22 protein-coding genes are annotated in these 22,122 nt (G+C 55.7%); 4 read left to right on the top strand and 18 right to left on the bottom strand.

Annotated features, from left to right (window positions below; genetic code table 11):
- Nucleotides 1-27: 27 nt before the first annotated feature.
- The 4 genes from EI42_RS14685 to EI42_RS14670 all read right to left on the bottom strand — a co-directional run bounded on the left by EI42_RS14685 (nt 28) and on the right by EI42_RS14670 (nt 3,870).
- Nucleotides 28-387 (bottom strand): zinc-ribbon domain containing protein, encoded by a 360-nt coding sequence (locus EI42_RS14685; RefSeq protein WP_111323270.1) that lies wholly within the window; start codon nt 385-387, stop codon nt 28-30.
- Nucleotides 388-778: 391 nt separating this feature from the next.
- Nucleotides 779-1,978 (bottom strand): ornithine--oxo-acid transaminase, encoded by a 1,200-nt coding sequence (gene rocD, locus EI42_RS14680; RefSeq protein ID WP_111323268.1) that lies wholly within the window; start codon nt 1,976-1,978, stop codon nt 779-781.
- A gap of 57 nt (nt 1,979-2,035) precedes the next feature.
- Nucleotides 2,036-2,917 (bottom strand): pyrroline-5-carboxylate reductase, encoded by an 882-nt coding sequence (proC, locus tag EI42_RS14675; protein WP_170142630.1) that lies wholly within the window; start codon nt 2,915-2,917, stop codon nt 2,036-2,038.
- Between the two features lie 515 nt (nt 2,918-3,432).
- Nucleotides 3,433-3,870 carry an Hsp20/alpha crystallin family protein gene (locus EI42_RS14670; RefSeq protein ID WP_111323264.1) on the bottom strand — a complete coding sequence of 146 codons (438 nt, stop codon included), beginning with the start codon at nt 3,868-3,870 and terminating at the stop codon, nt 3,433-3,435.
- A 286-nt stretch (nt 3,871-4,156) separates the two neighbouring features.
- On the opposite strand from EI42_RS14670, the gene EI42_RS14665 reads away from it, so the two are divergent.
- A complete protein-coding gene (locus tag EI42_RS14665; RefSeq protein ID WP_111323262.1) occupies nt 4,157-4,462 on the top strand; it encodes a GlsB/YeaQ/YmgE family stress response membrane protein in 306 nt (101 codons plus the stop codon).
- A gap of 63 nt (nt 4,463-4,525) precedes the next feature.
- Here the strand turns inward: EI42_RS14665 and EI42_RS14660 are convergent, their stop codons facing one another.
- From EI42_RS14660 to EI42_RS14630, 7 genes are all read right to left on the bottom strand, one after another.
- Complete coding sequence (locus EI42_RS14660; RefSeq protein ID WP_111323260.1) at nt 4,526-5,092, bottom strand: hypothetical protein; 567 nt, start codon at nt 5,090-5,092, stop codon at nt 4,526-4,528.
- Nucleotides 5,093-5,423: 331 nt separating this feature from the next.
- Nucleotides 5,424-7,007 (bottom strand): aldehyde dehydrogenase (NADP(+)), encoded by a 1,584-nt coding sequence (locus EI42_RS14655; RefSeq protein WP_174843894.1) that lies wholly within the window; start codon nt 7,005-7,007, stop codon nt 5,424-5,426.
- Between the two features lie 18 nt (nt 7,008-7,025).
- Nucleotides 7,026-7,946, bottom strand: coding sequence for a dihydrodipicolinate synthase family protein (locus EI42_RS14650; protein WP_111323256.1), 921 nt, complete (start codon nt 7,944-7,946; stop codon nt 7,026-7,028).
- Complete coding sequence (locus tag EI42_RS14645) at nt 7,943-9,223, bottom strand: NAD(P)/FAD-dependent oxidoreductase (RefSeq protein WP_111323254.1); 1,281 nt, start codon at nt 9,221-9,223, stop codon at nt 7,943-7,945. The genes EI42_RS14650 and EI42_RS14645 overlap by 4 nt, the downstream gene beginning before the upstream one ends.
- Nucleotides 9,220-9,456, bottom strand: a complete 237-nt coding sequence (locus tag EI42_RS14640) for a (2Fe-2S)-binding protein (RefSeq protein ID WP_111323462.1) — start codon at nt 9,454-9,456, stop codon at nt 9,220-9,222. The genes EI42_RS14645 and EI42_RS14640 overlap by 4 nt, the downstream gene beginning before the upstream one ends.
- Entirely contained in the window at nt 9,413-10,573 is a 1,161-nt protein-coding gene (locus EI42_RS14635) for an NAD(P)/FAD-dependent oxidoreductase (RefSeq protein WP_111323252.1), read from the bottom strand. Before EI42_RS14635 ends, EI42_RS14640 begins: the two co-directional genes overlap by 44 nt.
- Nucleotides 10,557-11,507 (bottom strand): proline racemase family protein, encoded by a 951-nt coding sequence (locus tag EI42_RS14630; RefSeq protein ID WP_111323460.1) that lies wholly within the window; start codon nt 11,505-11,507, stop codon nt 10,557-10,559. Before EI42_RS14630 ends, EI42_RS14635 begins: the two co-directional genes overlap by 17 nt.
- Before the next feature lie 299 nt (nt 11,508-11,806).
- Between EI42_RS14630 and EI42_RS14625 the strand changes: the two genes are divergently transcribed.
- On the top strand, nt 11,807-12,592 hold the full coding sequence (locus EI42_RS14625) for an AraC family transcriptional regulator (RefSeq protein ID WP_111323250.1): 786 nt from the start codon (nt 11,807-11,809) through the stop codon (nt 12,590-12,592).
- A gap of 101 nt (nt 12,593-12,693) precedes the next feature.
- Here the strand turns inward: EI42_RS14625 and EI42_RS14620 are convergent, their stop codons facing one another.
- Nucleotides 12,694-13,200: a GNAT family N-acetyltransferase gene (locus EI42_RS14620; RefSeq protein ID WP_111323248.1), complete on the bottom strand. Its 507-nt coding sequence runs from the start codon at nt 13,198-13,200 to the stop codon at nt 12,694-12,696.
- A 491-nt stretch (nt 13,201-13,691) separates the two neighbouring features.
- Nucleotides 13,692-14,375, bottom strand: coding sequence for an SDR family NAD(P)-dependent oxidoreductase (locus EI42_RS14615; RefSeq protein ID WP_170142629.1), 684 nt, complete (start codon nt 14,373-14,375; stop codon nt 13,692-13,694).
- 209 nt (nt 14,376-14,584) lie between these two features.
- On the opposite strand from EI42_RS14615, the gene EI42_RS14610 reads away from it, so the two are divergent.
- Entirely contained in the window at nt 14,585-15,526 is a 942-nt protein-coding gene (locus EI42_RS14610) for an LLM class flavin-dependent oxidoreductase (RefSeq protein WP_111323244.1), read from the top strand.
- Nucleotides 15,527-15,641: 115 nt separating this feature from the next.
- Here the strand turns inward: EI42_RS14610 and EI42_RS14605 are convergent, their stop codons facing one another.
- On the bottom strand, nt 15,642-16,601 hold the full coding sequence (locus EI42_RS14605; RefSeq protein ID WP_111323242.1) for a trypsin-like serine peptidase: 960 nt from the start codon (nt 16,599-16,601) through the stop codon (nt 15,642-15,644).
- An 862-nt stretch (nt 16,602-17,463) separates the two neighbouring features.
- Between EI42_RS14605 and EI42_RS14600 the strand changes: the two genes are divergently transcribed.
- Nucleotides 17,464-17,889 (top strand): hypothetical protein, encoded by a 426-nt coding sequence (locus EI42_RS14600; protein WP_111323240.1) that lies wholly within the window; start codon nt 17,464-17,466, stop codon nt 17,887-17,889.
- A 224-nt stretch (nt 17,890-18,113) separates the two neighbouring features.
- Here EI42_RS14600 and EI42_RS14595 read toward each other — a convergent pair whose 3' ends face one another.
- Genes EI42_RS14595 through EI42_RS14580 form a run of 4 tightly spaced genes read right to left on the bottom strand, consistent with a single transcriptional unit; the run spans nt 18,114 to nt 22,016 of the window.
- Nucleotides 18,114-19,211: a Gfo/Idh/MocA family oxidoreductase gene (locus EI42_RS14595; protein ID WP_111323238.1), complete on the bottom strand. Its 1,098-nt coding sequence runs from the start codon at nt 19,209-19,211 to the stop codon at nt 18,114-18,116.
- A gap of 19 nt (nt 19,212-19,230) precedes the next feature.
- Nucleotides 19,231-20,289, bottom strand: a complete 1,059-nt coding sequence (locus tag EI42_RS14590; protein WP_211326176.1) for a glycoside hydrolase family 130 protein — start codon at nt 20,287-20,289, stop codon at nt 19,231-19,233.
- A gap of 42 nt (nt 20,290-20,331) precedes the next feature.
- Entirely contained in the window at nt 20,332-21,243 is a 912-nt protein-coding gene (locus tag EI42_RS14585; RefSeq protein WP_111323236.1) for a carbohydrate ABC transporter permease, read from the bottom strand.
- Nucleotides 21,244-21,254: 11 nt separating this feature from the next.
- A complete protein-coding gene (locus EI42_RS14580) occupies nt 21,255-22,016 on the bottom strand; it encodes a carbohydrate ABC transporter permease (protein ID WP_346268193.1) in 762 nt (253 codons plus the stop codon).
- Between the last annotated feature and the right edge of the window lie 106 nt (nt 22,017-22,122).

Here is a 22,122-nt window from a genome sequence, read left to right as displayed (position 1 = left end):
TCTTTTTACTTGCAGAGCAGTGCGTTTTTACCAGCGAGAACGGCGGTTTCCACCACGGCTACCACCCCGATCCGAAGGGCGCTGTGACTGGAAACAGTCGCTACAGTAGACCGGACGATCGGCACGAGGCTCGAAAGGAACCCGTGCTGTATTCCCGCAGCTTGCGCAGGTCGTGGTATACATCGGGCGCTCCTCACGATAGGAATCGCGCTGATAACCACCACCACGGCTACCACCCATGCGACCCTTGCGGGCAGCACGACACTCGGGGCAGCGAGAAGGGGGATTCATCAGTCCACGGCTTGCGTAGAACTCCTGCTCTCCGGCAGTGAAAATGAATTCCTGATTGCAGTCGCGGCAATACAGTTTCTGATCGGTCGTTTGCATGTTCTTGATTGCTTCTTTCTTTACTTGCTTGCGGGGGCAATCCCCCAGACAAATGCTACGTGTGTATTGCGCACGGCTTGCAATAGGTTTGTTTCTCTACTTCTCGCACGGAGCACTCTACACTCTCTATCAATGATAACACAAACCTGGCAAGGATCATTCCATTTGCGAAGTCTGCTTCACATCATCGATAATCTTTTTCAGTATATCCCATACTGTCAAGAGGCAACAAAAAAGGGGTCATCCAGCGCTACAGGCCCCCTGAGCTGGTCCTTTCGTCAAAAACGCCCCCGGATCTTTTTTCAAAGTGCGCCATATATCCAAAAATTCAAATATAGTTGCCCTGAAAAAGAAGCAGAGCAGTCTGCGCGACTCCCCTGCTTCCATATGCCTAGGCCTCTAACACGCTGATGATCTGATCCAGCGCCCAATCAAGCGTCTCGCGCTCGATCACAAGCGGCGGAGCGAAGCGGATCACGTTCTCGTGCGTCTCCTTACAGAGCAGGCCACGCTCCTTCAGCAACTCGCAGTAGTGGCGTGCACCGCCCGCCTGCGGCATCAGCTCAATGCCGATCAGCAGCCCTTTCCCGCGAACCTCCTTCACCAACGGGCTGGAAAGCCGTCTCAGCTTCCCAAGCGCGTACTCGCCCAGTTCTGCCGAGCGCTCAATCAACCCCTCGTCAACCAGTACATTGAGTGCCTCGATCGCGACCGCCGCCGCAAGCGGGTTTCCACCGAAGGTCGAGCCATGCTCGCCTGGCACAAAAAGATCCATCAACGCACGATCCGCCAGAATCGCGCTGACCGGATACATGCCACCACCGAGCGCCTTCCCGATCGTCACGATATCGGGGCGGATGCTCTCGTGCTGGAACGCGAAGAGTTTCCCGGTTCGACCAAGCCCGGTCTGAATCTCGTCGGTAATCAGCAGAACGTTGTGGCGCTCACAAAGCGTCCGCACCGTTTGCAGGTATCCGGCAGGCGGCACATTGACCCCCGCCTCGCCCTGAATCGGCTCAAGCAGAACAGCCGCGGTGTGTGGCGTGATGGCCGCCTCAAGCGCGTTTGCATCGCCATAGGGCACCGTCACAAAGCCGGGCGTAAACGGGCCGAAGTACTTGCGATAGTGCTCCTCGGTCGAGGCCGAAATGGCCGTGATGGTGCGACCGTGGAAATTGTTTTCTGCAACAATCACCTCGGCCTGATCCAGCGGCACCTGCTTGACGACATAGGCCCACTTCCGCGCAAGCTTGAGCGCCGTTTCGACTGCCTCAACACCGCTATTCATCGGCAACGCGGCGTCAAAGCCGGTCAGCCGCGTGAGCCGGTAGAGGAATAACGGGTACTGGTCATTCTGAAAGGCACGCGAGGTCAGAGCGAGCTTTTTCGCCTGCTCGATCATCGCGTTCACCAGGCGAGGATGACAGTGACCCTGATTCAGGGCAGAGTAGGCGCTGAGCGCATCGAGATACTTACGGCCCTCGGTGTCATAGACCCAGACGCCTTCACCCCGCGTCAGAATGATGTCCAGAGGCTCATAGGTGTGAGCGCCATGAGCACGTTCAAACTCCCATAATTCGCGTACATCCATATTTCATTGTTCTCCTTGTTGATGCCGTATCGATTATATATCGAGAAAAAAGGTTCTCTAATGCCGTTTTGATGCAGGTAACGAGGAGGAAGAGATGTTACCTGTCGATGAGGGGATATGTATTTCCTGACCCATTTCAAGCGCTCGTTGGGTCGCTCGCTGCACAGCTCTCACGAACAGAGGCTTCAAGCCGCCCTGCTCCAGAACTGCGATTCCCGCCATAGTGGTTCCGTTCGGGGACGTCACCTGGCGGCGTAAGGTGGCCGGGTCCTCGCCGGTCTCCTGCAACATCTTTGCCGATCCAGCAAGCGTCTGGAGCAGCAACGAGCGGCAGATATCCGGAGCAAGGCCACAGGCTTCGCCCGCTTCCATCAGGGCCTCAACAACATAGTAGAAGTAAGCCGGGCCGGTTCCCGAAAGACCGGTGACAGCGTCCATCAGCGCCTCATCCACAACAACCGAGCTTCCGATTGCTGAGAACAAACGCTGTGCGATTTCCACATGCTCGGCAGTCGCCTGACGCCCCCGACAGAGCGCGGTCGCCGACTCACGGACAAAGCTAGACGTATTGGGCATTGCGCGTATGATCGGCACAGGTTTTCGGACAAGTTGCTCGATTGCCTCCGTACTCACGCCCGCAGCGACCGAGATCAGCAATTGAGCAGGCGTAAGGAAGGACGCAATTTCCTGTAAAGCGGCGACCACATCAAATGGTTTCACCGTCAGCACCACAAGAGTGGCCTCCCGAATGCTTGCCTCCTTCTCCCGACAAATAGTAACTCCATACCGCTCCTGAAGAGCCGCTAACCGTTCAGGGTGTGACCGATTGCTAATCGTGATCTGCTCAGGCGCAAGCAAACGTGCGTCGAGCAGCCCCTTGATGAGAGCTTCAGCCATAGAGCCAGCTCCGAGAAGCATCAAACGCTCTCGTGTACTCATCAGAATCCCAATCCTTTCTTGCACACCGAGGTCGGCGGACCAGAGCAAGCCCGGGAAAGATGCATGCATGCCAGGCTCCAGCGCCGCGTTCTCCTCTCAAACCACAAACCCGTCAAACAGGTATAAAAAAACGCCCTCCCGTCCTGAAGGACGAAAGAACGCGCTTCCGTGGTACCACCTTCGTTAGCAACAGAATGAGGCGCACAGCATGAGGCTCATTGTACCGTTGCTATCTCATGGCCCCGCTAACGGAGGGCAAACCCGGCTGATTCCTCATCAGCAGCTCAGGGGTGGGTTCCATCTGCTTTGTGGCGGTATCTCTCAGCTGCCAGATATCCACTCTCTGTGCACCCAGACAAATGTACTGGTCCCCATCACAGCAATTTCTTATCTTCTTACATGTGTACCATAGATTGTCCCCTGTCGTCAAGTACCCCCACCAATTTGACCGATACAGAGAAACGCGTTCAGCCCGATGGCATGCGCTCTTTCCCTGTATCCGGTCACAGAAAAAACTAGTGAACCTGCTTTGAAGCGGCTTCAGGGCGCACACAGACAGGAGGACGTCCGGCATTGCCGCGATGCTGTCCATGTGTCGCCGACATGCGCTCAAGAGTCAGACGAGCCGGACGCGTTTTCGAGCCGACCGGCAGCGTCACCGTCACGACTCCATTCCCATAAGTCACGTTGGCGCACTGTGCATCAACAGGCACGATGAGCTCAAGATCCCGGTAATATCTCCCAACACTCCATTCATCAATCAATAGCTCTTTCTCATTGTTATCTTTCAAAGCCCCGCGGAGCTTCCCCTGCAAAATCAGGTGGTTCTGGCTCGTGACTTCGATAGAGATATCATCCGGCTCCAGCCCTGGCATCGGCGCAACAATCATCACGCGCTCAGCCGTGCGATAGACTTTGACCGGTATCTGCTGTTGTCCAGCTTGCTCTTTCATAATCGCTTTCCCTTTCCTTCGTGACAGCACCAATCAGCGGAGGCTGGCACATCACGCCTCTCTAGAAAGCATTATACCCTCTACACTCTACATGCAAACGACACACGCCGCGCTCAAGCATAGCTGGAAAATGGCCGCTGAGAAAGAAGATGAGAATTGGCTTAGAGTATAGCCAGATTCGTTAAAAGATGAAACGATATACAGGGGAATCTCCGTGTCTATCAGTACAGTTTCACGTTTTCAGCAAAGCTGCCGTCATGCTGGTCGAAGAAGAAGGAGGGGAAACATGAACATAGCTCTTGCAGCATTCCTTTTCGGGGCCATCCTCGATCCCGGTGGAGTCATTGCCTGGTTGCTCATCGGGCTGATCGCAGGCGCAATCGCAGGAACGGTAATGCGTGGCAGCGGGTTTGGGTTGCTCAGCGATATTATAGTCGGGCTTATTGGTGCATTTCTTGGAGGCCTGCTCATGGAGCTCCTTGCACCGAACGCGATCTTCGGGTTCTGGGGAAGCCTGATCGTTGCCATTATCGGAGCCTGGATCCTGCTCGCCTTGCTCCGTGCCTTCAAAGACTCCCGCCGCGCTTTATAAGCCCTCACGCGAGCGAGAAATAGATGCTGGCCCGCTTACCCTGTGCGGGCCACGCCCCCGATTTCACCCCATCCTGAATTTGCCAACACGCCCAAAACGAGGGAAAATAACTTTAAACTGTTTCTTCTCTAAAAGGCTCTGGCTCTCTTCCTGCCACTGTTCCATCAAGAGCGCAGATGCTACCGCTTTGATACTGCGCACAATGGCGACAAAGGCATGATCGCGATCCGGCCAATCAATCACAGGTTGCTTGTTCTCGGGAAGCAGTGCATAGCCATTCGCGACCTCTTCCCAGACAATCGGACGCAGCAGGACAGGGATCACACATGCTTTGGTCACATGACGTGTATCCTGCTTTCCAAGTACTTCTGGCAGCCGACCATATTGCAGGTAATCCATTGCCAGAAAATCAGCGCTGAGTAGCAACAAGATGATACACGGTGATTCATAACATTGATAAATTGCTTGTCTCCAACATGCCCCTGTGTCTATTCGGTATTCATTCCATGAGTCTATCACCCCCAACAACTGTAATGCACTCATATGTTTCTTCAGCTCATCATGCAGTGGTTGATCAACAGAGGCAAAATAGCATGAAATGGGGATACCCTTCGTGGCCGTTTTCGTCATCTCGATGTTCCTTCCTCCCTCCGAACCTCACACCATACTTGTATATGGAGAATAGTATATAGTTTTTTGATTCTTTTCTCAATAGGCTGGAAAAGTATCCTATATTTAGTTTATGAATCTCTATTTTCAAATCGACTGTCTTGATGAAAAATATTTTCAACCATAGATATAGATATATCTGCTATACAGCAGGCAGGGAGGTCATGAAGAAAGCGAGTCAGGGTTCAATGAGAGGTTCAAGCATATATCGCATGGAGCCAGAACGGAGACCCGATCATTTTTGGAGAAGGAGCGCCCCGAAGAGCGCTCCGAGAAGCGGGATAAGGAAGCGCTAGTCGATATCCTGCTGTGTCCACTCGCCATCAATGAGCCGCCAGAGCCGCCCGTTCGGATTCTTGTTTTGCAGCTCAGGGGGCAAACGATGCGGACGCACGGCATCGTAGGAATGCAGCGCCGTGAAGCGACGCACCGCCGCGGGCAGTCCCACCGAGGTAAAGCCAGGATGGCCGGTCGAGGGATATGGCCCGCCATGATTCATCGCCGAACTGACCGCAACGCCCGTCGGCATCTTATCATTCAGCAAACGACCAACCTTTGTCCGCAAGACTGGCTCCAACTGCAGGTAGAGCGCCTCATCACGATCGCCGGTATGGCTATAGATCGTCCCGGTCAGGTCGCCCGAAAGCACCCGGGCAATCGCCAGTATCTGCTGCTCGTCCTCGGCGACGACAAAAAGGCTCACCGGGCCAAACGCCTCCTTTTCCAGGGCCTCCACATCACGCAAGAAGTGCTCACCCGACACCCGTAGCAGCGTGTTCGCATAGCGATAGCCCTCATCATCAAGCGGCTGGCCCCCGGTGACCACCTGCGCGCCATGCTCCACAAGCGCCTTGACGGTTGCATCAAGTCCGGTCAGGCCGCGCTCGCTGAACAGGACGCCCGATCGCATGCTGGCAAAGCGCTCGCTGACCGCATTGATAAAGCGCTCGGTTGTCTCACCGGCACGCAGAATAACCAGCCCGGGATTGGTGCAGAACTGACCCGCTGCCATCGTGCAGGACTCGGTGAACTCACCAACAATCTGCTCAAGGCGCTCCTCAAGCGCTCCCGGAAGCATAAAGACAGGGTTCACGCCCGACATTTCCAGATAGATCGGAATGCCTGCTCGATCGGCTGCGGCTTTGAGCGCTAGGCCTGCCGCCTGCGAGCCAGTAAAACCAACCGCGCCCACCAGCGGATGCGAGACCAGTTCCAGGCCAACTTCATTCGAGAAATGATAGAGCAATTGCACCGACGCCTCGGGCATCCCGGTCTCTTGCACGGCCTGAAAAGCCAGTTTCGCCAGCTCGTATGTAGTACCCGGATGACCGGGATTGGCTTTCGCGATCACCGGGTTATGGGCAATCAGCGCGGCCACGAAATCACCACCCGAGATCCCGTTAAAGGCATAGGGAAAGTTGTTCGGACCGAAGATCACAACCGGCTTACCAAGCGGGGCGAAGAGCGCCCGAATGTTCAGCTTTGTATCGATCACCGGTTGTTTCCAGGAACCTTCACGGGCCACCTGTGCCGCCTGCCGAAGCTGATTCGTGGTGCGAGGCAATTCCACCTTACGAAGACGCGGTTCGACTGGCAATCCAGTTTCCGCATGGGCCAGCGCCACCAGCGTCTCTTGATGCTCCTCAAGTAAAGCTGCATAGCGTTCAAAAAATGCTGCAATCGTTTCTGGCACAGTCTGGCGAAGCTGTTGCGCCGCCTCGGTTGCCGCGTTCAAGGCCGCAAGCATGTCTTCGCGATCCGAAACAGGATAGCGTTCAGGCAAGGGCTGACGCGTCGATGGATTGGTTGCCTGTATGGTTCCTGCCTCATGGAGAGCGGGCCGCCATTTTCCTGCGATAAGAACGGGTTGACTCATAATCCTCCTTGCTCCTCTCTAGAGGGGAAGCTGAGTACGTTGTTCAAGGGCATGAGAAATAATGCGCCGCGCTGTTTCAAGCTCGTCTCCGACGACTTCGAGACGTGGCGGACGCACCCGAGCACTTCCCATGCCAACCATCTCTTGTGTCAGTTTAATCAATTGAACGAACTTTGTCACGGTATCCAGGCGCAATAGCGGCAGGAACCAGGCATAGAGCGCATCGAGTCTGGCACGATCCCCACGCCCCTCGCGCACCTCCTGAGCCATGCGGAACAGCGCGACCGATTCAACAGGGAACGCGTTCACCAGACCTGCGATCCAGCCTACGGCACCCGCCTGGATGCCCTCTACGATGCAGTCATCAACGCCCACCAGGATATTCAAGCGATCGCCAAGCAGCGCCCGAAGCGCGGTCACACGCCGCACATCTGAGCTCGATTCCTTGACGGCTTCCAGATTGGCGTGCTCGCTCGCCAGTTCGGCAATCTGCTCCGGTAGAAAATCGGTTTTATAGGCAGGAGGATTATTATAGAGCATGACGGGAAGTTTCGTCGCCCGAATCACGGCATCCACATGGGCCTTCATCTCGCGCCAATCAGTCGAGTAGACATAGGGAGGCAGCACCATCAGCCCACTACAGCCGACCTCTTCGGCAGCCTGAGCAAGTCGCACCGCTTCAGCAGTCGAGAGCGCCGCGATTCCCGGAATGACGGGCACGCGCTCGCCAACCGCCTGCACCGCTACCTTGAGCAGTTCTCTTTTTTCTTCAAAACTCAACGTTGCGCTCTCACCAAGTGAACCGATGGGCACCAGCCCGACACATCCCGCTTCGATCATCCATTGACAATGCTGTGCAAAGAACGTGTAATCAATACTGCCATCTTCCATAAATGGTGTTGTAATGGCAGGCAGCACGCCTCTCCAATTAACCTTCATTGTGTTCTTCTCCTCATGATTGTTTCCGGTGTCAGGGCCAGTGTTTCCACCCGTGCAACCGAGACGGGAGGCCGCACCGAATCAGGCGTCCAACCAAATAGAAACGAGGCCGCCGCCCCACAGACGCGCCCCTGGCATGGCCCCATCCCACAACGCGTCTGTAAGCGAGCGCTCCGCCAACTTGCCTGCTGTTTCGCCTCACCATAGGGCACATCTTCACAGCGACAGAGCAGCGTTTCATCGGTGGCAAGATGTCTCAACTCATCGCGCAAGGCAAAATTCCGCGCCAGAAGCGCCGCGAAACGGGCCGCCTTCTCACGAGCAGGAAAATACGTCCGCGCCCGCTCTAGCTGACCGATGGCCGCATAGCCCGCAATCTGGCCTTCCGCCAGCGAGACATCAACCCCACCAATGCCCGTCGCCTCTCCAACGCAGTAGATTCCTTCAACACTCGTGCGCTGCCAGGCATCCACGCGCACAGAGCCCTCGAAGAGCTCACAGCCAAAAGCCGCCGCGAGCTCGCTGTTGGGCACCAGACCGAAACCACAGGCCAGATAATCACAGTCCAGCGTCTTCACCCGGCCTCCCATGCGCACCGAGACCGCCATGAGCCGCTTATCCCCATGTGCCTGCGTCACCCAGGAATCCGCGTGAAACGGCACGTTGTACAGGTGTAGACCGAGCTGTCCTGCCTGCCGAAACTGCCGCCCATACCGGGGAAGCTGCAAGGCAAAAGCGCCCAATCGGTGCCAGGGCGTTTGCTCGGCCACCAGCAGCACATGCGCACCCTTTGACTTCAGAAAGGCGGCCACCGCAAGCAGCAAAGGGCCGCTACCCGCGACCACAATGCGCTTGCCCTCGACCGGTAAACCGCCCTTGACCAGCGCTTGCAGGCCTCCTGCACCCATCACCCCCGGCAGAGTCCAGCCAGGGAAGGGCAGAAAGCGTTCACGCGCCCCCGTGGCCAGAATCAGCCGCTCGAACTCGATGAGCACAGGGCCGTCGGGCCGCTCAGCAAGCAGCGCCCGCGTCCCGAGAGGTGCAACCACCTTTGTACGATACAGCGGCGTGACCTCTGGCAGCTCAGCAAGCGAGAGCCAGACACGCGCCTGCTTACCGGGTGCATGCGTCCTGCCTCCGCGCCAGATCTGCCCTCCCGGCGCGGGGTTCTCATCAAGCAAACCAACCGAGAAATTGCCTCGGGCCGCACTGGTCGCCGCCGCAAGTCCCGCGGGTCCGGCACCAACCACAAGAACCGCAAAAGAGAGCGTCTTCATGTCGTGACCACTTCCATTCCGTCTTCACAGACCGTCTGGCAGCTCAGGCAATGCGCCTGACCATTGATCGTGACACGACACTCAAAACAGATCCCCATGCCACAGAGCGGCGCTCTGACGTCTCCCTGCACCGAATGTCGAAACGCGCCGACTTCGGCAACCATCAGCGCAGCCGCTACCATGCTTCCTTCAGGCACGCTCACGACGCGCCCGTTCACGGTTAGATGCACCATGCCCTCTCTCCTGCAAGAAACGCGACGGTAAATATGGTTCTACTGGTATTTCCGGTTCTCGCTGTAGAAGCTGTGCCGCCAGCAGGCGGGCCGTTGCCAGCGAGGTCGTGACTCCCAGACCCTCGTGACCGGTCGCCAGCCAGACCCCGGGCCGCGAGGGATGCGGGCCAATCAACGGCAACCCGTCCGGGCTGGCAGCACGAAACCCGACCCAGGTACGCACACAATGCAGCTCCCCGAGCCCCGGCAGATAGCGCAATGCCTGCTCAAGCATCCTGCTCACCATTGCATGCTCAACCTCGCGAGTTGCCACGCCAGGCTGACGCGAGGAGCCTATCAACAGTTGCCCGGTCGGTCTTGGCTGAACATTAAAGGAAACAGAGTCCCCATGTGTTGCATGGGCATTTTTGATATACCCAAACTCAACAAGCTGATGGCGCACATATCCGGGATAACGATCAGTAATCACGAGATGCCCTTTTTTCGGCTCAACCGGCACCTCGGGAAGCAGCTCAATAACCCGCGCTCCATTCGCGATCACCAATCGTTCCGCAAAGACAGAAATACTCGTATTCAGATAGACTCCCTGTGGCAACAGCTTCAGGACACGTGCATGAATCAGCTCTGCACCCAGATCCAGCGCCCGTTGAAGCAGCAGTGCCGCGCTTCGAGGTGGATAGACGGCGCTATCTTCCGGTACCAGCAAGCCGCCAGCCAGACCAGGACGCACATTCGGCTCCAACTCAGCAAGCTGCCGCTCATCCAGCACCTCACACGGAATCCCATGCGTCCGGTACAGCTCATACTTCTTATGCACCGCCTGCATCTCCGAGGCATCTTCCGCGACCCAGATCGTCCCACATCGAGTGTACTCGTGCGGCCTCGGATCAGGCCGCACCAGTTCTTCCCAGAGCGTTTGAGAATAGCGCGTGAGCTGTAACTGCGCCTCACTGTCATCCATCACGACAAGGTGTCCCATGCCCGCAGCGGTCGCGCCGCTTCCCACCGTGTCGCACTCGATCACTCCGACCGAAAGCCCGGCAGAGGCCAGTTCCAGAGCACAGGCCGCGCCCACAATCCCGGCACCGACGATCAACACATCAAAGGTTCTGCGCATGTCCGATTCCCCAACGGAAGGGATCGCGCTCCTCGAAGATCAGCTTCCCTTCCAGCATAATAGAGGCAGAACCAGTAATACAGGGAAGAATCTGACCATCCGCAGCAGGCGTATAGGTCGCCTCAAAACGGCTGCCTATGATGCTCTCCTGTACCCAGACCTCGCCCGGTTGAAGTCTGCCCGCAGCCGCCAGGCAGGCCAGTTTCGCGCTTGTTCCGGTCCCGCATGGCGAGCGATCATACTCCTTGCCCGGACAGAGCACAAAGTTCTTGCTGTGCGCCCCATGCGTGCCCGGCGCATAGAGAATAATATGGTCGATCTCCGCACCGTTCGCCCCGGTCAGGCCCTCGCGCACCAGCGCCTCACGAATACGCCAGCAACAGTCAGTCAGCACCTCAAGCCGCTCGAAGCGCAAGTCCTGCCCGTGATCCTCACACAGAAAGAACCAGTTTCCGCCCCAGGCAATCTCACCGCTGACCTGTCCGTAGCCCTCGACGACAAGCCGCACGTTCTCGGCATGCCGATACGCGGGAACATTGTATACGGACACCCGCCCGTCGGCGTGCAACTCGGCGGTGACGATCCCCACCGGCGTCTCAATTCGATGCCTGCCCGGCCCGATACGGCCAAGATAGGCCAGTGTCGCGACAAGACCAATCGTGCCATGCCCGCACATGCCCAGATAGGTCGCATTATCAAAATAGATAACCCCGGTCACACAATCCGGGTCCGTAGGCTCGCAGAGCAGCGCCCCAACCATTGCTTCAGAGGCGCGTGGTTCCGAAACAATCGCCGTCCGAAACCAGTCATAGCGCTCACGCAAGAGGTGCAGCCGCTCGGCAAGGCTTCCCGAACCGAGATCAGGAGCGCCCTCAAGGACAACACGCGTCGGCTCGCCTCCTGTGTGCGAATCAACAATCACAATGTTTCGCACGGTACCCTCTTTTCCCCGAAAATCGAGCAGAATGTTCTTTGCTCTATCATACTTCCTGAAATGGCGGCTGTCTTGTGGAATTGCCACAGAATTCATGACGATTTCTGCACAACTTTCCGACAAACCTGCCCCTCTTCTTGACCCCGGAAATGCCGCACTCCTGCCATTTTCCTGCATGGCTCCACTGGCCTCTGTGTGTCTTCCAGCTCCCAACCGCGCTCTTGCTTTTATGCATTCTTTTGCGTAATATGGAAGAAAGATCGTCTGATCCGCTGTGTGATCCTGCAAAAGGAGGAGCGATGCACCAGCTTTCAACACCCCTTCCTCCCATCCGTTCGGAGATTGAGCTTCAGCAGCTTGCTCAGGCATTGGCAACACCGTTCTTTGCCGAAGCTCTTTTCGATCAGCTCGATGATGTCGTCTTCTTTGTGAAAGATGCCGGAGGACGTTATAGAATAGTCAATGAGACGCTGATGCGGCGCTGTGGCTGCCGCCAGAAAAGCGAGATTGTGGGGCGCACGCCGCTTGAGGTCTTCCCGCCAGAGTTAGGCGCTTGCTACGTCGCACAGGATCAACACGTCATCAGAAGCGGGCAGGTCATCCAGAATCAGCTTGAGTTGCATCTTTACCTCAGTCGTGCGCCGGGTTGGTGTCTGACCTATAAAATACCGCTTTTCGACCATCAGGGGCATATTGTCGGCCTCACAGGCATCTCCCGGGATCTGCGCATGCCAGACAAAGGACACCCCGTCTATCAACGCGTCGCCGACGTTGTGACCTACATTCAGAATCACTATCAGCAACCGCTCAAGATCGAACAGCTTGCACAGATAGCACACCTCTCCGTCGCTCAGTTTGAGCGCTATATGCAGCGCATCTTCGATCTGACCCCCAAGCAGCTTATTATCAAGACCCGGCTACAAGCCGCGACACAGCTTCTCAAGAGCAACATGAGCATCGTAGAAATCGCGTATTCCTGTGGCTACACCGACCATAGTGCATTCTCACGCCAATTCAAGATGACGGTCGGCATCTCCCCGAGTCAGTATCGCTCTCTGTTGCGACAGACGCGCTGGCACACATAGATACATCCGCACCTATCACTGCGTCGTACGCTTTTAGAAAAGAGGAATCTTTCTTCGATAGAGGAGAAGCGGCGTGGTTGCTTGCGCCGCTTCAGTGTTCATTATTGTAGCTCTTTGATCATTTCAGCGGAAATAAAAGGCGCAACCGAACCCCAATCCCCGGCGGCACGCTGCTTTTCAGCGATCACGCGAAAGCCACGCCGCTCGTAAAACATTACATTCCCGATCTCCCGAACCGCATGCAGGCGAAGCCGCGACAGGCCTTGCTTACGCGCTACCTGCTCAACCATTCGTAGAACGGTACTGCCAAGCCCCTGCCCCTGCCGTGACAGCGCAACGGCAAACAGCCCGATATACAACGCCTCCGCTTCCGGGCGTACCATTACCGTTGCAATCAGCTCATCCCCCTCGTAGAGCAGCAGGACACGGTTCTCAGGATGCTCAGAGAGCTCTTCATACAGGTGCGACACATCATCAAGGCGATCCTCGCGGAAAATATCACGGTGCAGGCCATACGCGGCATTAATCAAGTTCACAAGCTGGACGGCCTCTTGCTCGTTTATTTCAGCAGTCGAGGCAAGCCGAGCCCGAATCGTTGGATCTGTCATAGAGTTCAACCATCAGAAAGCAACTAACAGAACGAAAGGTCTATAATATTGTTGACGAATATGCCTTCTCTGTCAAGGAATACGGGGGCAAATCTCATCGCTAACATTTGTATCACAATACAGCAGACAAGCAAGAAACCGGGGGCAAAATGCATTCCCTACAAGTGCAAAAACATGTTATACTTGAGAGAGAACAGAAATGGAAGATGTCGTTCCGAGCGTCGGAGTTCGCGTAGCAATTGGCGCCCCCGCTTCCCATGCGCTTCAACAGCGAGACGCCCTAAAAAGCTCAGATATATGCACGAAACGACAGTATTTCCCGGTTTTTGACAGTTTGTTTACAAATACCAGACACTTTTTCAATGGAATGTACACATTTCTTGTGTAGACTAAAGGAAAACCTACCTCACAAGCGCTCAACTAGCTTACGTGACAGGAGGTGCTCCCATGTAACGGATTCGCTGCCTGGGAGAAGTTCCAGGCAGCACCCCCTACACAAGTCCGTACTCTTGCACAATCCGCTCTGCAACCGCATCGGGCGCGGGTAGCTGCCCTTCCTCCTTCAGTCGCACATAGCGCTCCTTCTCGGGGAAATCAACCCCGCTGCGAATGACCCGCTGCATGTTCGTATCCATCACGCCCGGGTTCACGCTGGCAATCAGATAGCGCTCATCCTGCTTATATTGCGCAGCCAGCACATCAAAAAACTGCTCGCCGCCCGCTTTCGTGGCACAATAGACCGACCAGCCCTCAATCACCCGCTTTGCCGCACCAGACGAGATAAAGAGCAGCTTCACGCGCACGTCCAGCCCACTCACAGCCGCGAGAAACTCGTTCGTCAGCAGCATGGGCGCAAGCAGGTTCAGGTGCACCGCCGAAACCATCTGAGCGCTGTCCAGTTGCCCGACGGGACCAAGCGGCTCGACCATGCCAGCATTATGCAGAAATACGACCTCATCGCAGGGATGTTCGAGCAAGAAACAAGCAAACGCCTCCCGCTTTGGCACATCCTCGACCCGGCTCAGATCGTGCTGCCAGAGCGTTGCCCGTTGAACCTGATCGGGCAAGAAATGCCGCCCGATCCCCAGAAGACGCACATCCTGCTCCTGTGCCAGGCGATCAAACAGCGCTTTCCCCAGACCGCCAGAGATTCCAGTAATAATCACGGTTCTCATATCTACCTCCATAGCAAGTATCCAGGAGATGGCTTCTCACTCCCCTGCTAGATCAATTGTAGAACATAGCAACACGTTCTCGCTCATCCCTGTAGCGCTCGCACGCGGGTGAAACGGTCACCCGCTCCTTCATACGTGTACTCTATATCCATACTCTATACTGAAGAAAGAGCATTTTCCGCGATGGTTTCTAGAAGGGAGTACACCATATGTACCGTACTGCCACACTTCCTCTGCAATTCGGCATCAATGTTGATCCAGCCTTCAAGGCGCTTGATCTGGCGTTTGATCTGGCACAGCTTGCGGACGAACGTCGGCTTGATTTTATCGGCATCCAGGATCATCCCTATAACGGGCGGTTTCTCGATACCTGGACGCTCGTCAGCTATCTGGCAGCCCGAACCCGCCATGTACGCTTTATTACCAATGTCGCGAATCTGCCCCTGCGTCCTCCAGCAATCCTGGCAAAATCATTTACCACACTGGATCACCTGACTGAAGGACGGTTTGAACCGGGCATCGGAGCCGGAGCTTTCCAGGAAGGCATCACATCCTATGGAGGACCAAAGCGCACGCCTGGTGAGGCTGTGGAGGCGCTGGAAGAGGCAATTCATATTTTCCAGCTCCTCTGGTACAGCGAGCCACAGAAACGAGTTTCTTTTGAGGGTCGCTTCTACTCGCTCCGTGACGCCGAGCCGGGGCCATTCCCGACGCGCCCGCTTCCCATCTGGGTTGGCGGCATCAAACCGCGCATGCTCAGGCTGATCGGGCGCCTGGCCGATGGGCTCATGATCTCACATAACTGGGTCGAGCCAAAAAGCGTACCACAGATACAGGAAACGCTGGACGAAAGCGCACAGCAAGCCGGACGAGACATCAATAGCATTCGGCGGCTCTATAACCTGCTCGGGGTCATCGTAGGGCCGAAAGAGCGCATTCACGCCAAACAGCCGGGCTTTATCGTCGGCACCGAACAGGAATGGGCAGAATGGATCACCCATTTTTACACCGAGCTTGCCCTTGACTCCTTCATCTTCTGGCCGATCGCGGGCAACTATCGCGAACAATGCCGCTGCTTTATCAACGAGGTTATTCCCCGCGTCAAAGAATACATCTGTGTTGTGCCTCAAGAGGCTCTGCAACGGGATTAACAACGAGAAGACGGCCAAACCTCCTTGTCTGGCCGTCTCCACATATTGCCCTGCTCGGCAGGTATGTATTGTAACTGAGACAGTCCCTTGTCTCAGAGGGCGCACGCGCTGCTTGTTATGCGGCCTGAGCTGTATTGAACAGGCTCTGGGCTGCCGACCCATAGTATGGCGAGAACAGGACACCCGGACGGTTGGAGTAACCATAGTCGTTATGCCCGTTCACATACCATGTGCCATTCACTTGAATTAACCAGCCGCCGCCGCTACACCCACCGGTCATATTGCACGAGATGCCGATAGGCTGCGGGCTGCCGCTATCGTCTGCCACCTTCGTCGACACGCACTCATACATGCGGTTGCCGTTAAAAGGTGCAGCAGCAGGATAACCGAGGGCATGCCATGTCTGGGAGCGGGACAGGTTCGCGCCATACTGCACGCCACCCACCGTGGCGACCAGCGTCCTGCCGTTCAGTGTGTTCATCACGGCCTCACCCAGATCATAAGCGAAGTCAGCATTGTTCAGCCAGCGGCTATGCGCGAAGAGCCGACGGGCCGTCCATTTTCCTTTCGGACAGGAGCCGTCAAGATACTGCGGGCAGAAAATCCAGTTGGTGTAGTAATTATTGCCCGAGCCCTCTTCAGCAACACAGTGACCGGCGGTATCAACGACGCTTCCATTGCTGCTCTGAACCGCCGTGCCAGAACAGACATAGTTGGTGTTGGTGCGACTATCAGTAAAGAAGACTTTACCTATTGTCGCATAGGGGAAGGTCGAATAGGAAGAGGTCGGGACCGGCGTTGCAGCCAGCGGCTGAGGCTTGGGCTTCTTCTGGGCTTGCGGCTGGGTTAACGAGTCGCGCACCACCACCTGCTTGGGCTGGGCTGTCCGCATCCGTTCAGCAGTCCAGTAGTTCGCGGCAGACTCCGAGGACTGCGTGACCGTTTTGCTGGAAACATCGCTGCCAGACGCCTGAGCTGAGCTTGTCACAGTTGAAGCAAGCAACAACAGGAGCAGCGCCATCAGCGAGGGGATGAGAGCCAGACGCCATACTCGGGGGAATGGTTTTCCTGACATATGGGAGAATCCTTTCTCTCATGACTATGCTTCGATACAACACGATTATCTATGGATCACCTGCACCCGGTATAGAAGCCAGACAAGCGCGTACCAACATACCTCTAAGCAGGGCTACTTCTTTTCAGGATGCAGGATACCACGCAGCATCTACAGCTTTACTGCAATGGACGCGTCGAGAAAGTCATTACCCTTTCTGCTGTTTGCCAGATCTCTTTTCTTATTTTGCTTGAATATTTCGATTGACATAGAGAGTATACCATGTACTTTTTCTCTTTTCAATAGTCGCTCTCATGTACTACATGCCAGGTTGCTCTTACTTCAGTATAGCTTCAATACGCTCCACTCTGGTAGCACAACTTCTACTTCTCTGGACATTGCAGCTTTTTCGAGAAAAGCCCGATCTTCCGTCACATGCAGAGCTTTCTGCCGCTATCAAATACAAACGATAGAAATCTGCTCATTCGCGGATCCCTGACGTCAATAGACAAAAACAGGTTTAGAGAAGGCGCTTCGCCATGCTCAAGAGAGCGCCCCGGCTCTCCCGGAATGCCTTGCTGAATACATCGGCCTGCTCTCACATCTCGCATTCAAAAAGCAGCAGCAGAAGAGATCAAATGGATATTTGCGGAGAAAGGGAATGGGCGGTCACAATACGCTCTCATTTCTGAATGCGGCGCGTAATATACGCCCTTTTCACAGGAACAGGCTTGACAAATAGAGCGAACCGACATAATATCCTAGTAGCGAGATCGGAAATAACTCTTCCGTATGAATTCAGGCGGGGCGCGGCTCTACAGGCCGTGCTACCCGAACAGATAGAGAGAAGATCCACAGTATAGCAAAAAAGGAGTACAGCACCATGTTTCGTCTCGATGAACGTTCCTGGCCGCTGGTGATGATGGAGAGTGAAGGCGTTGTAACGTTGAAAGATGTACAGCTTTCTATGGCGGCCTGGGAGCGCTGGCTTGCTCGTAAGGAACCGTTTGGCCTTTTCATCCGACATCATGGAAGCAATCAGCAGATCGAGCCGGAAGCCGCCCGACTCGGAAGCCAATGGCAGCAAAACCGAAGGGATGCAATCGGGCGCTATTGTGTTGGGGTCGCTCTGCATGCACCCTCAGTTGAAGCAACCGCTTTATCGCACTATGTAAAGCGCTCACAGACTCTGATGGGTTGTCCCGCACAGGCATGTCAGACAGAAGACGAGGCGAAAATCTGGTTGACCAAACGGTTATTACAGCGTTCAGCACAGCCGTCAAACACGCTGGTTGAAAGCCACTCCTAGCATATTTCCCCTGCTGGATTTTGCTAGAATATAGTCGAAAAAAGACGGAAAAAAATCACCTTCTGGTCGTTTACTTAGATAGAGTGTTGGTGGTTTGCTCTCGCATACCACCCCCACTACGAACCGGGAAGGTTTGAGGGATATGAGAGTGCAGCACGTTCTGCACTCGGCAGAAAGCCTCCGCTGAGTTGGTTCAGGGGAGGCTTTCCTGCGCCTGAAGCTTGCTAGAAAGAGAGGCTCTGTCCCGTCTCAAGCGAGCGCTGAGAAAGATAGGCCAGGCGAAAGCTGTCGTAGGCATCTTCTAGCGTCACTTCAGGCGTATAATGCGGATCGAGAATCGAACGCACCAGATCCGCCATGCCGAGACGAATGGCCTCCTGATAATCGGCTGTCCGCTGCGTGCTGGTCAATGTTGCTTCCACCACCTGCCCCGCCGTCGCGCCTGTAATCCCTTCCGGGGCCGGCAGATTCAGCACGTTGAGATCAGTGCCAAGCAAAGTGGCAAGCGCGCCGCGTTGCTCCTCGGGCAACACTCCCCGCACATCCATCTGCTCCGGGATCCAGCCATAGACCGTCACGTTGCCCTGATCCAGCCCCACACGCAGCACGGTCTGTTCCAGAATCGCGGGCCGGTCAAAGGCGTGGTAGAAGCTTGCCAGCACGCCATTCTCATACGAAACCGCGGACAACACGCGATCCTGTCGCCCGTCAACGGCATTCCGCGCATAGGCCGTCACAGTCTCGGGCCGCACGCCACACAGTTGATTGCCCAGATCAAAGAAATGCACGCCATGCTCGATAAAAATACCGCCACTGCGCGCGCGATCCCAGAACCAATGATTCGCATGCAGCGCCTCATTAGAAGCGACATTCTCCAGTCGCAGAAAGGCGATGTCGCCAAGCAAGCGGCTCTTGATCAGCTTTTGCAGCGTCCGGTAGATCGGGATACGGCGCAGCACATAATCAACGCTCAGACGCACCCCCTGCTCCCGAACCCGCTTCAGCAGCCGGTCGGCATCCTCAAGCGTCGTGGCAAGCGGCTTTTCCAGGAACACATGCTTTCCGGCCTCCACAGCGGCAAGCGCCTGCGGCACATGCAACCAGGGAGGCGTAGAGATCGCCACAAGCTCGACCTCCGGATCTTGCAACAGGTGCTCCAGATCGGGGTAAGCGCGCGCCTGATAGCGCTGTGCCCCCTCCGCGAGCCGGTTGGCATCGGTATCGGTCAGCGCGACAATCCGCACCTCATCCATACGGGCATACACATCCGCGGTAAAAGCGCCAAAACCGCCATATCCAACAATTCCAAGCCCTATCGGCATGATCTCATCCTTTCCGCCGCTAGCGCAGCGAGTTCAGAATCTCGCGGATGGAGAACGTCGCCCCGCATACCACCTCGTCCGAGGCCCCATAGTACACAGTGAGCGTATCGCCATGCTCAATGACGCCATTCGCAAACACCACATTCCCGAAGAAACCGGTCCGCTCGTACGGCGCAATAGGCTCCATGAGCGGCTTCGTCGAGCGAGCAAGCACTTTTGTCGGATCGTTCAGGTCGAACAGGACCGCGCCGAGGCAATAGCGATTCTGCTCGTCCGCTCCATGATAGATCTCAAGCCAGCCCTCGTCCGTTCGGGTCGGAGCCGCACCCGCGCCCACACGCACCGAATCCCACATCCCCGGACGCGACTTGAGCACGCACGTATGCTCGCCCCAGTGCACCAGATCGGGAGATTTACTGATCCAGATATAGTTTCCGCCCAGGCCCTCATTGCCAAGTGTCGGGCGATGCATCGCATAGTAATAGCCGTTGATCTTTTCGGGGAAGAGCGCACAATCCTTATTGGGTGGCGGCAAAATCATCCCGTGGCGCTTGAACGTCTGCCAGTCCTCCGTACTGATCATGCCGACCCCATAGCCATTCTCGGAGACAGCGGTATAGGTCAGGTAATAGCGCCCCTCAAGCTGAAGCACGCGGCAATCCTCGATACCAAACGTCTCCAGCTCGCCATCACCAAGCAGCGTCGGCTTCTCATCTACCGTGAAATGCACGCCGTCCTCGCTCCATGCCAGCCGCAGATGCGAGAGCGTCGTCAGATACCACTTTCCCTTGTAGCCGAAACCACGCGGATCGCTGCCATAATCCAGCTCAGGATCATCCTTTTTGCACTTGAGAATCTGTAACCCGCTCTCCGTCGTCGGATCAATCGTCAGGGCGCTGACCTCATCCTCACTCTGCTCAGGCCGCTCGGCGACGCGCAGCAACAGCCCGGTCTTTCCCTGAAACTGAAATGCGCCGGGATTTAACAGGCACTCGACAACCAGCCCTTCCATGCTTGGTTTGACATCCCGGGGGCGCAAAAGCGGATTTGTTTCAAAACGCTGCGCAAAATCTGACACGATACACACTCCTACAACACTATTTCATTAGCTCTCGAGGCGCTACCAGCCATAGCGGCGGCCCCACGCCTCAACAATTCGACGAATAATGACAATGGAAACCAGCGTTACGACCGCATTAATCAAGGCCACGGTTGCACCATAGCCGGAACGGAACTGGTTGAACGCCTGATAGTAGATCTCTAGCTGCCAGGTCTGGGTAGCCATATTCGGCCCACCTTTTGTCAGCAAGAAGGGCTCGGTGAAGATCGAGAACATCAACCCTACAGCCAGAATCAACACGGTATAGAAGGCCGGGTAGAGCATCGGCAGAGTGATCCGCCAGAAGCGCACCCAGGCATTGGCCCCATCGATTGACGCCGCTTCATAGATCTCATCGGGAATGCCCTGCAACCCGGACAGAAAGATCAGCGCATAATAGCCCGAGAACTTCCAGACCATCAACAGGACAATCACCAGGGTCGCCGTCCAGCCGTTGTTCAGCCAGTCGATCGAGACGCCAAAAAGCGAACGCAGCGTCGCATTAAACGGGCCATCATACGAAAGAATGCCCTGCACCACCAGCGTTGACACCACACCAGAGGCCAGATACGGCAGGAAAAAGCCGACCGCAAAGAGCGACTTGAAACGCGGGATGCTATGCACGATCAGGGCCAGCCCGATCGAGGCCGCCATCACCAGCGGAATGAACAGGATCAGGAACTTATACGACACAAAGAACGCCTGCCAGACTCGCGGGCTTGCCAGCGCCTCCTGAAAGTTCTTCAGCCCGATAAAAGTAGGGTGCGGCGAGATCAAATTCCAGTTCTGGAAGACCAGAAAGATACTCCAAACGAGGGGTATCAAAAAGAAGATGATCGTAAAAATCAGGTATGGGCTGGTAAAGAGCCACCCCTGAATCTCTTTCGCCCATGACCGGCGCTTCTTCCACTGTTCCGCAGCTTGTACACTCATTCTTCACCTCTCTAACGCAACACGAGCTGGACGCCCTTGACGAAGTTGCGGCTGAACGCGATAAACAGCAGCAGAACCGGCAGGGTCAAAATCACACCAGCGGCATACAATGGGCCCTGATAGGTGCCATACGGACCAAACATGGTTGAGAGCAAGACGTTCAACGTCTGCCGGGAAGCATCCTTCACAACAATCAAGTCCCACATTAAATCCGTCCAGCGCTCCATACTCACAAACAGGAAGATAATGGTTGTGATAGAACGCGCCATCGGCATCATAATGCGGAAGACAATCTGTAGCTCGCTTGCCCCGTCCAGACGAGCGGCCTCGATCACCTCGGGCGAGACCGAGCGGAAGAAGCCGGTATACATAAAGACCGCCCAGAGACTCATCATTTTTGGGATAATCATTGCCCAGTATGTGTTATAGAAGCCGCTATAGCGAATAATCAAAAAGGTGGGCACCAGCAGAATGATGCCAGGATAAAACATCTGGAAGAGGATAAAGTTATTGATGAGCTTTTTCCCCCGGAACTCCATGACCGAAAGCGCATAGCCGACGATCGCGCCCAGAGCGACCATGCTGATACTATCAACGGCAGTGACCAGAATACTGTTCAAAAGGGCCTGGAGCCAGGGCTGAGCCAGATAGCCACCACCATTAAAGATCCACTGATAGGAACGCAGCGTAAAGGATGTCGGGAGAAAGGTTCGATTTACCTGATCCCACGATGCAAACGATTGCAGGATCAAAAAGAGATACGGGAAGGCCATCACCACAAGGAGCGGCACCGCCAGCACATAGAGCCATAACCCTTTGACCCGGCGTCCTGAGCGTTGTCGCGTCTTCTGCCCTTGCAGCACAGCCGCCTGCTGACTT

Source organism: Thermosporothrix hazakensis, assembly GCF_003253565.1.
GTDB classification, from domain to species: Bacteria; Chloroflexota; Ktedonobacteria; order Ktedonobacterales; family Ktedonobacteraceae; genus Thermosporothrix; species Thermosporothrix hazakensis.
Note: the sequence above shows the minus strand (reverse complement) of the source record. Positions and strands in the feature narration are given on the sequence as shown.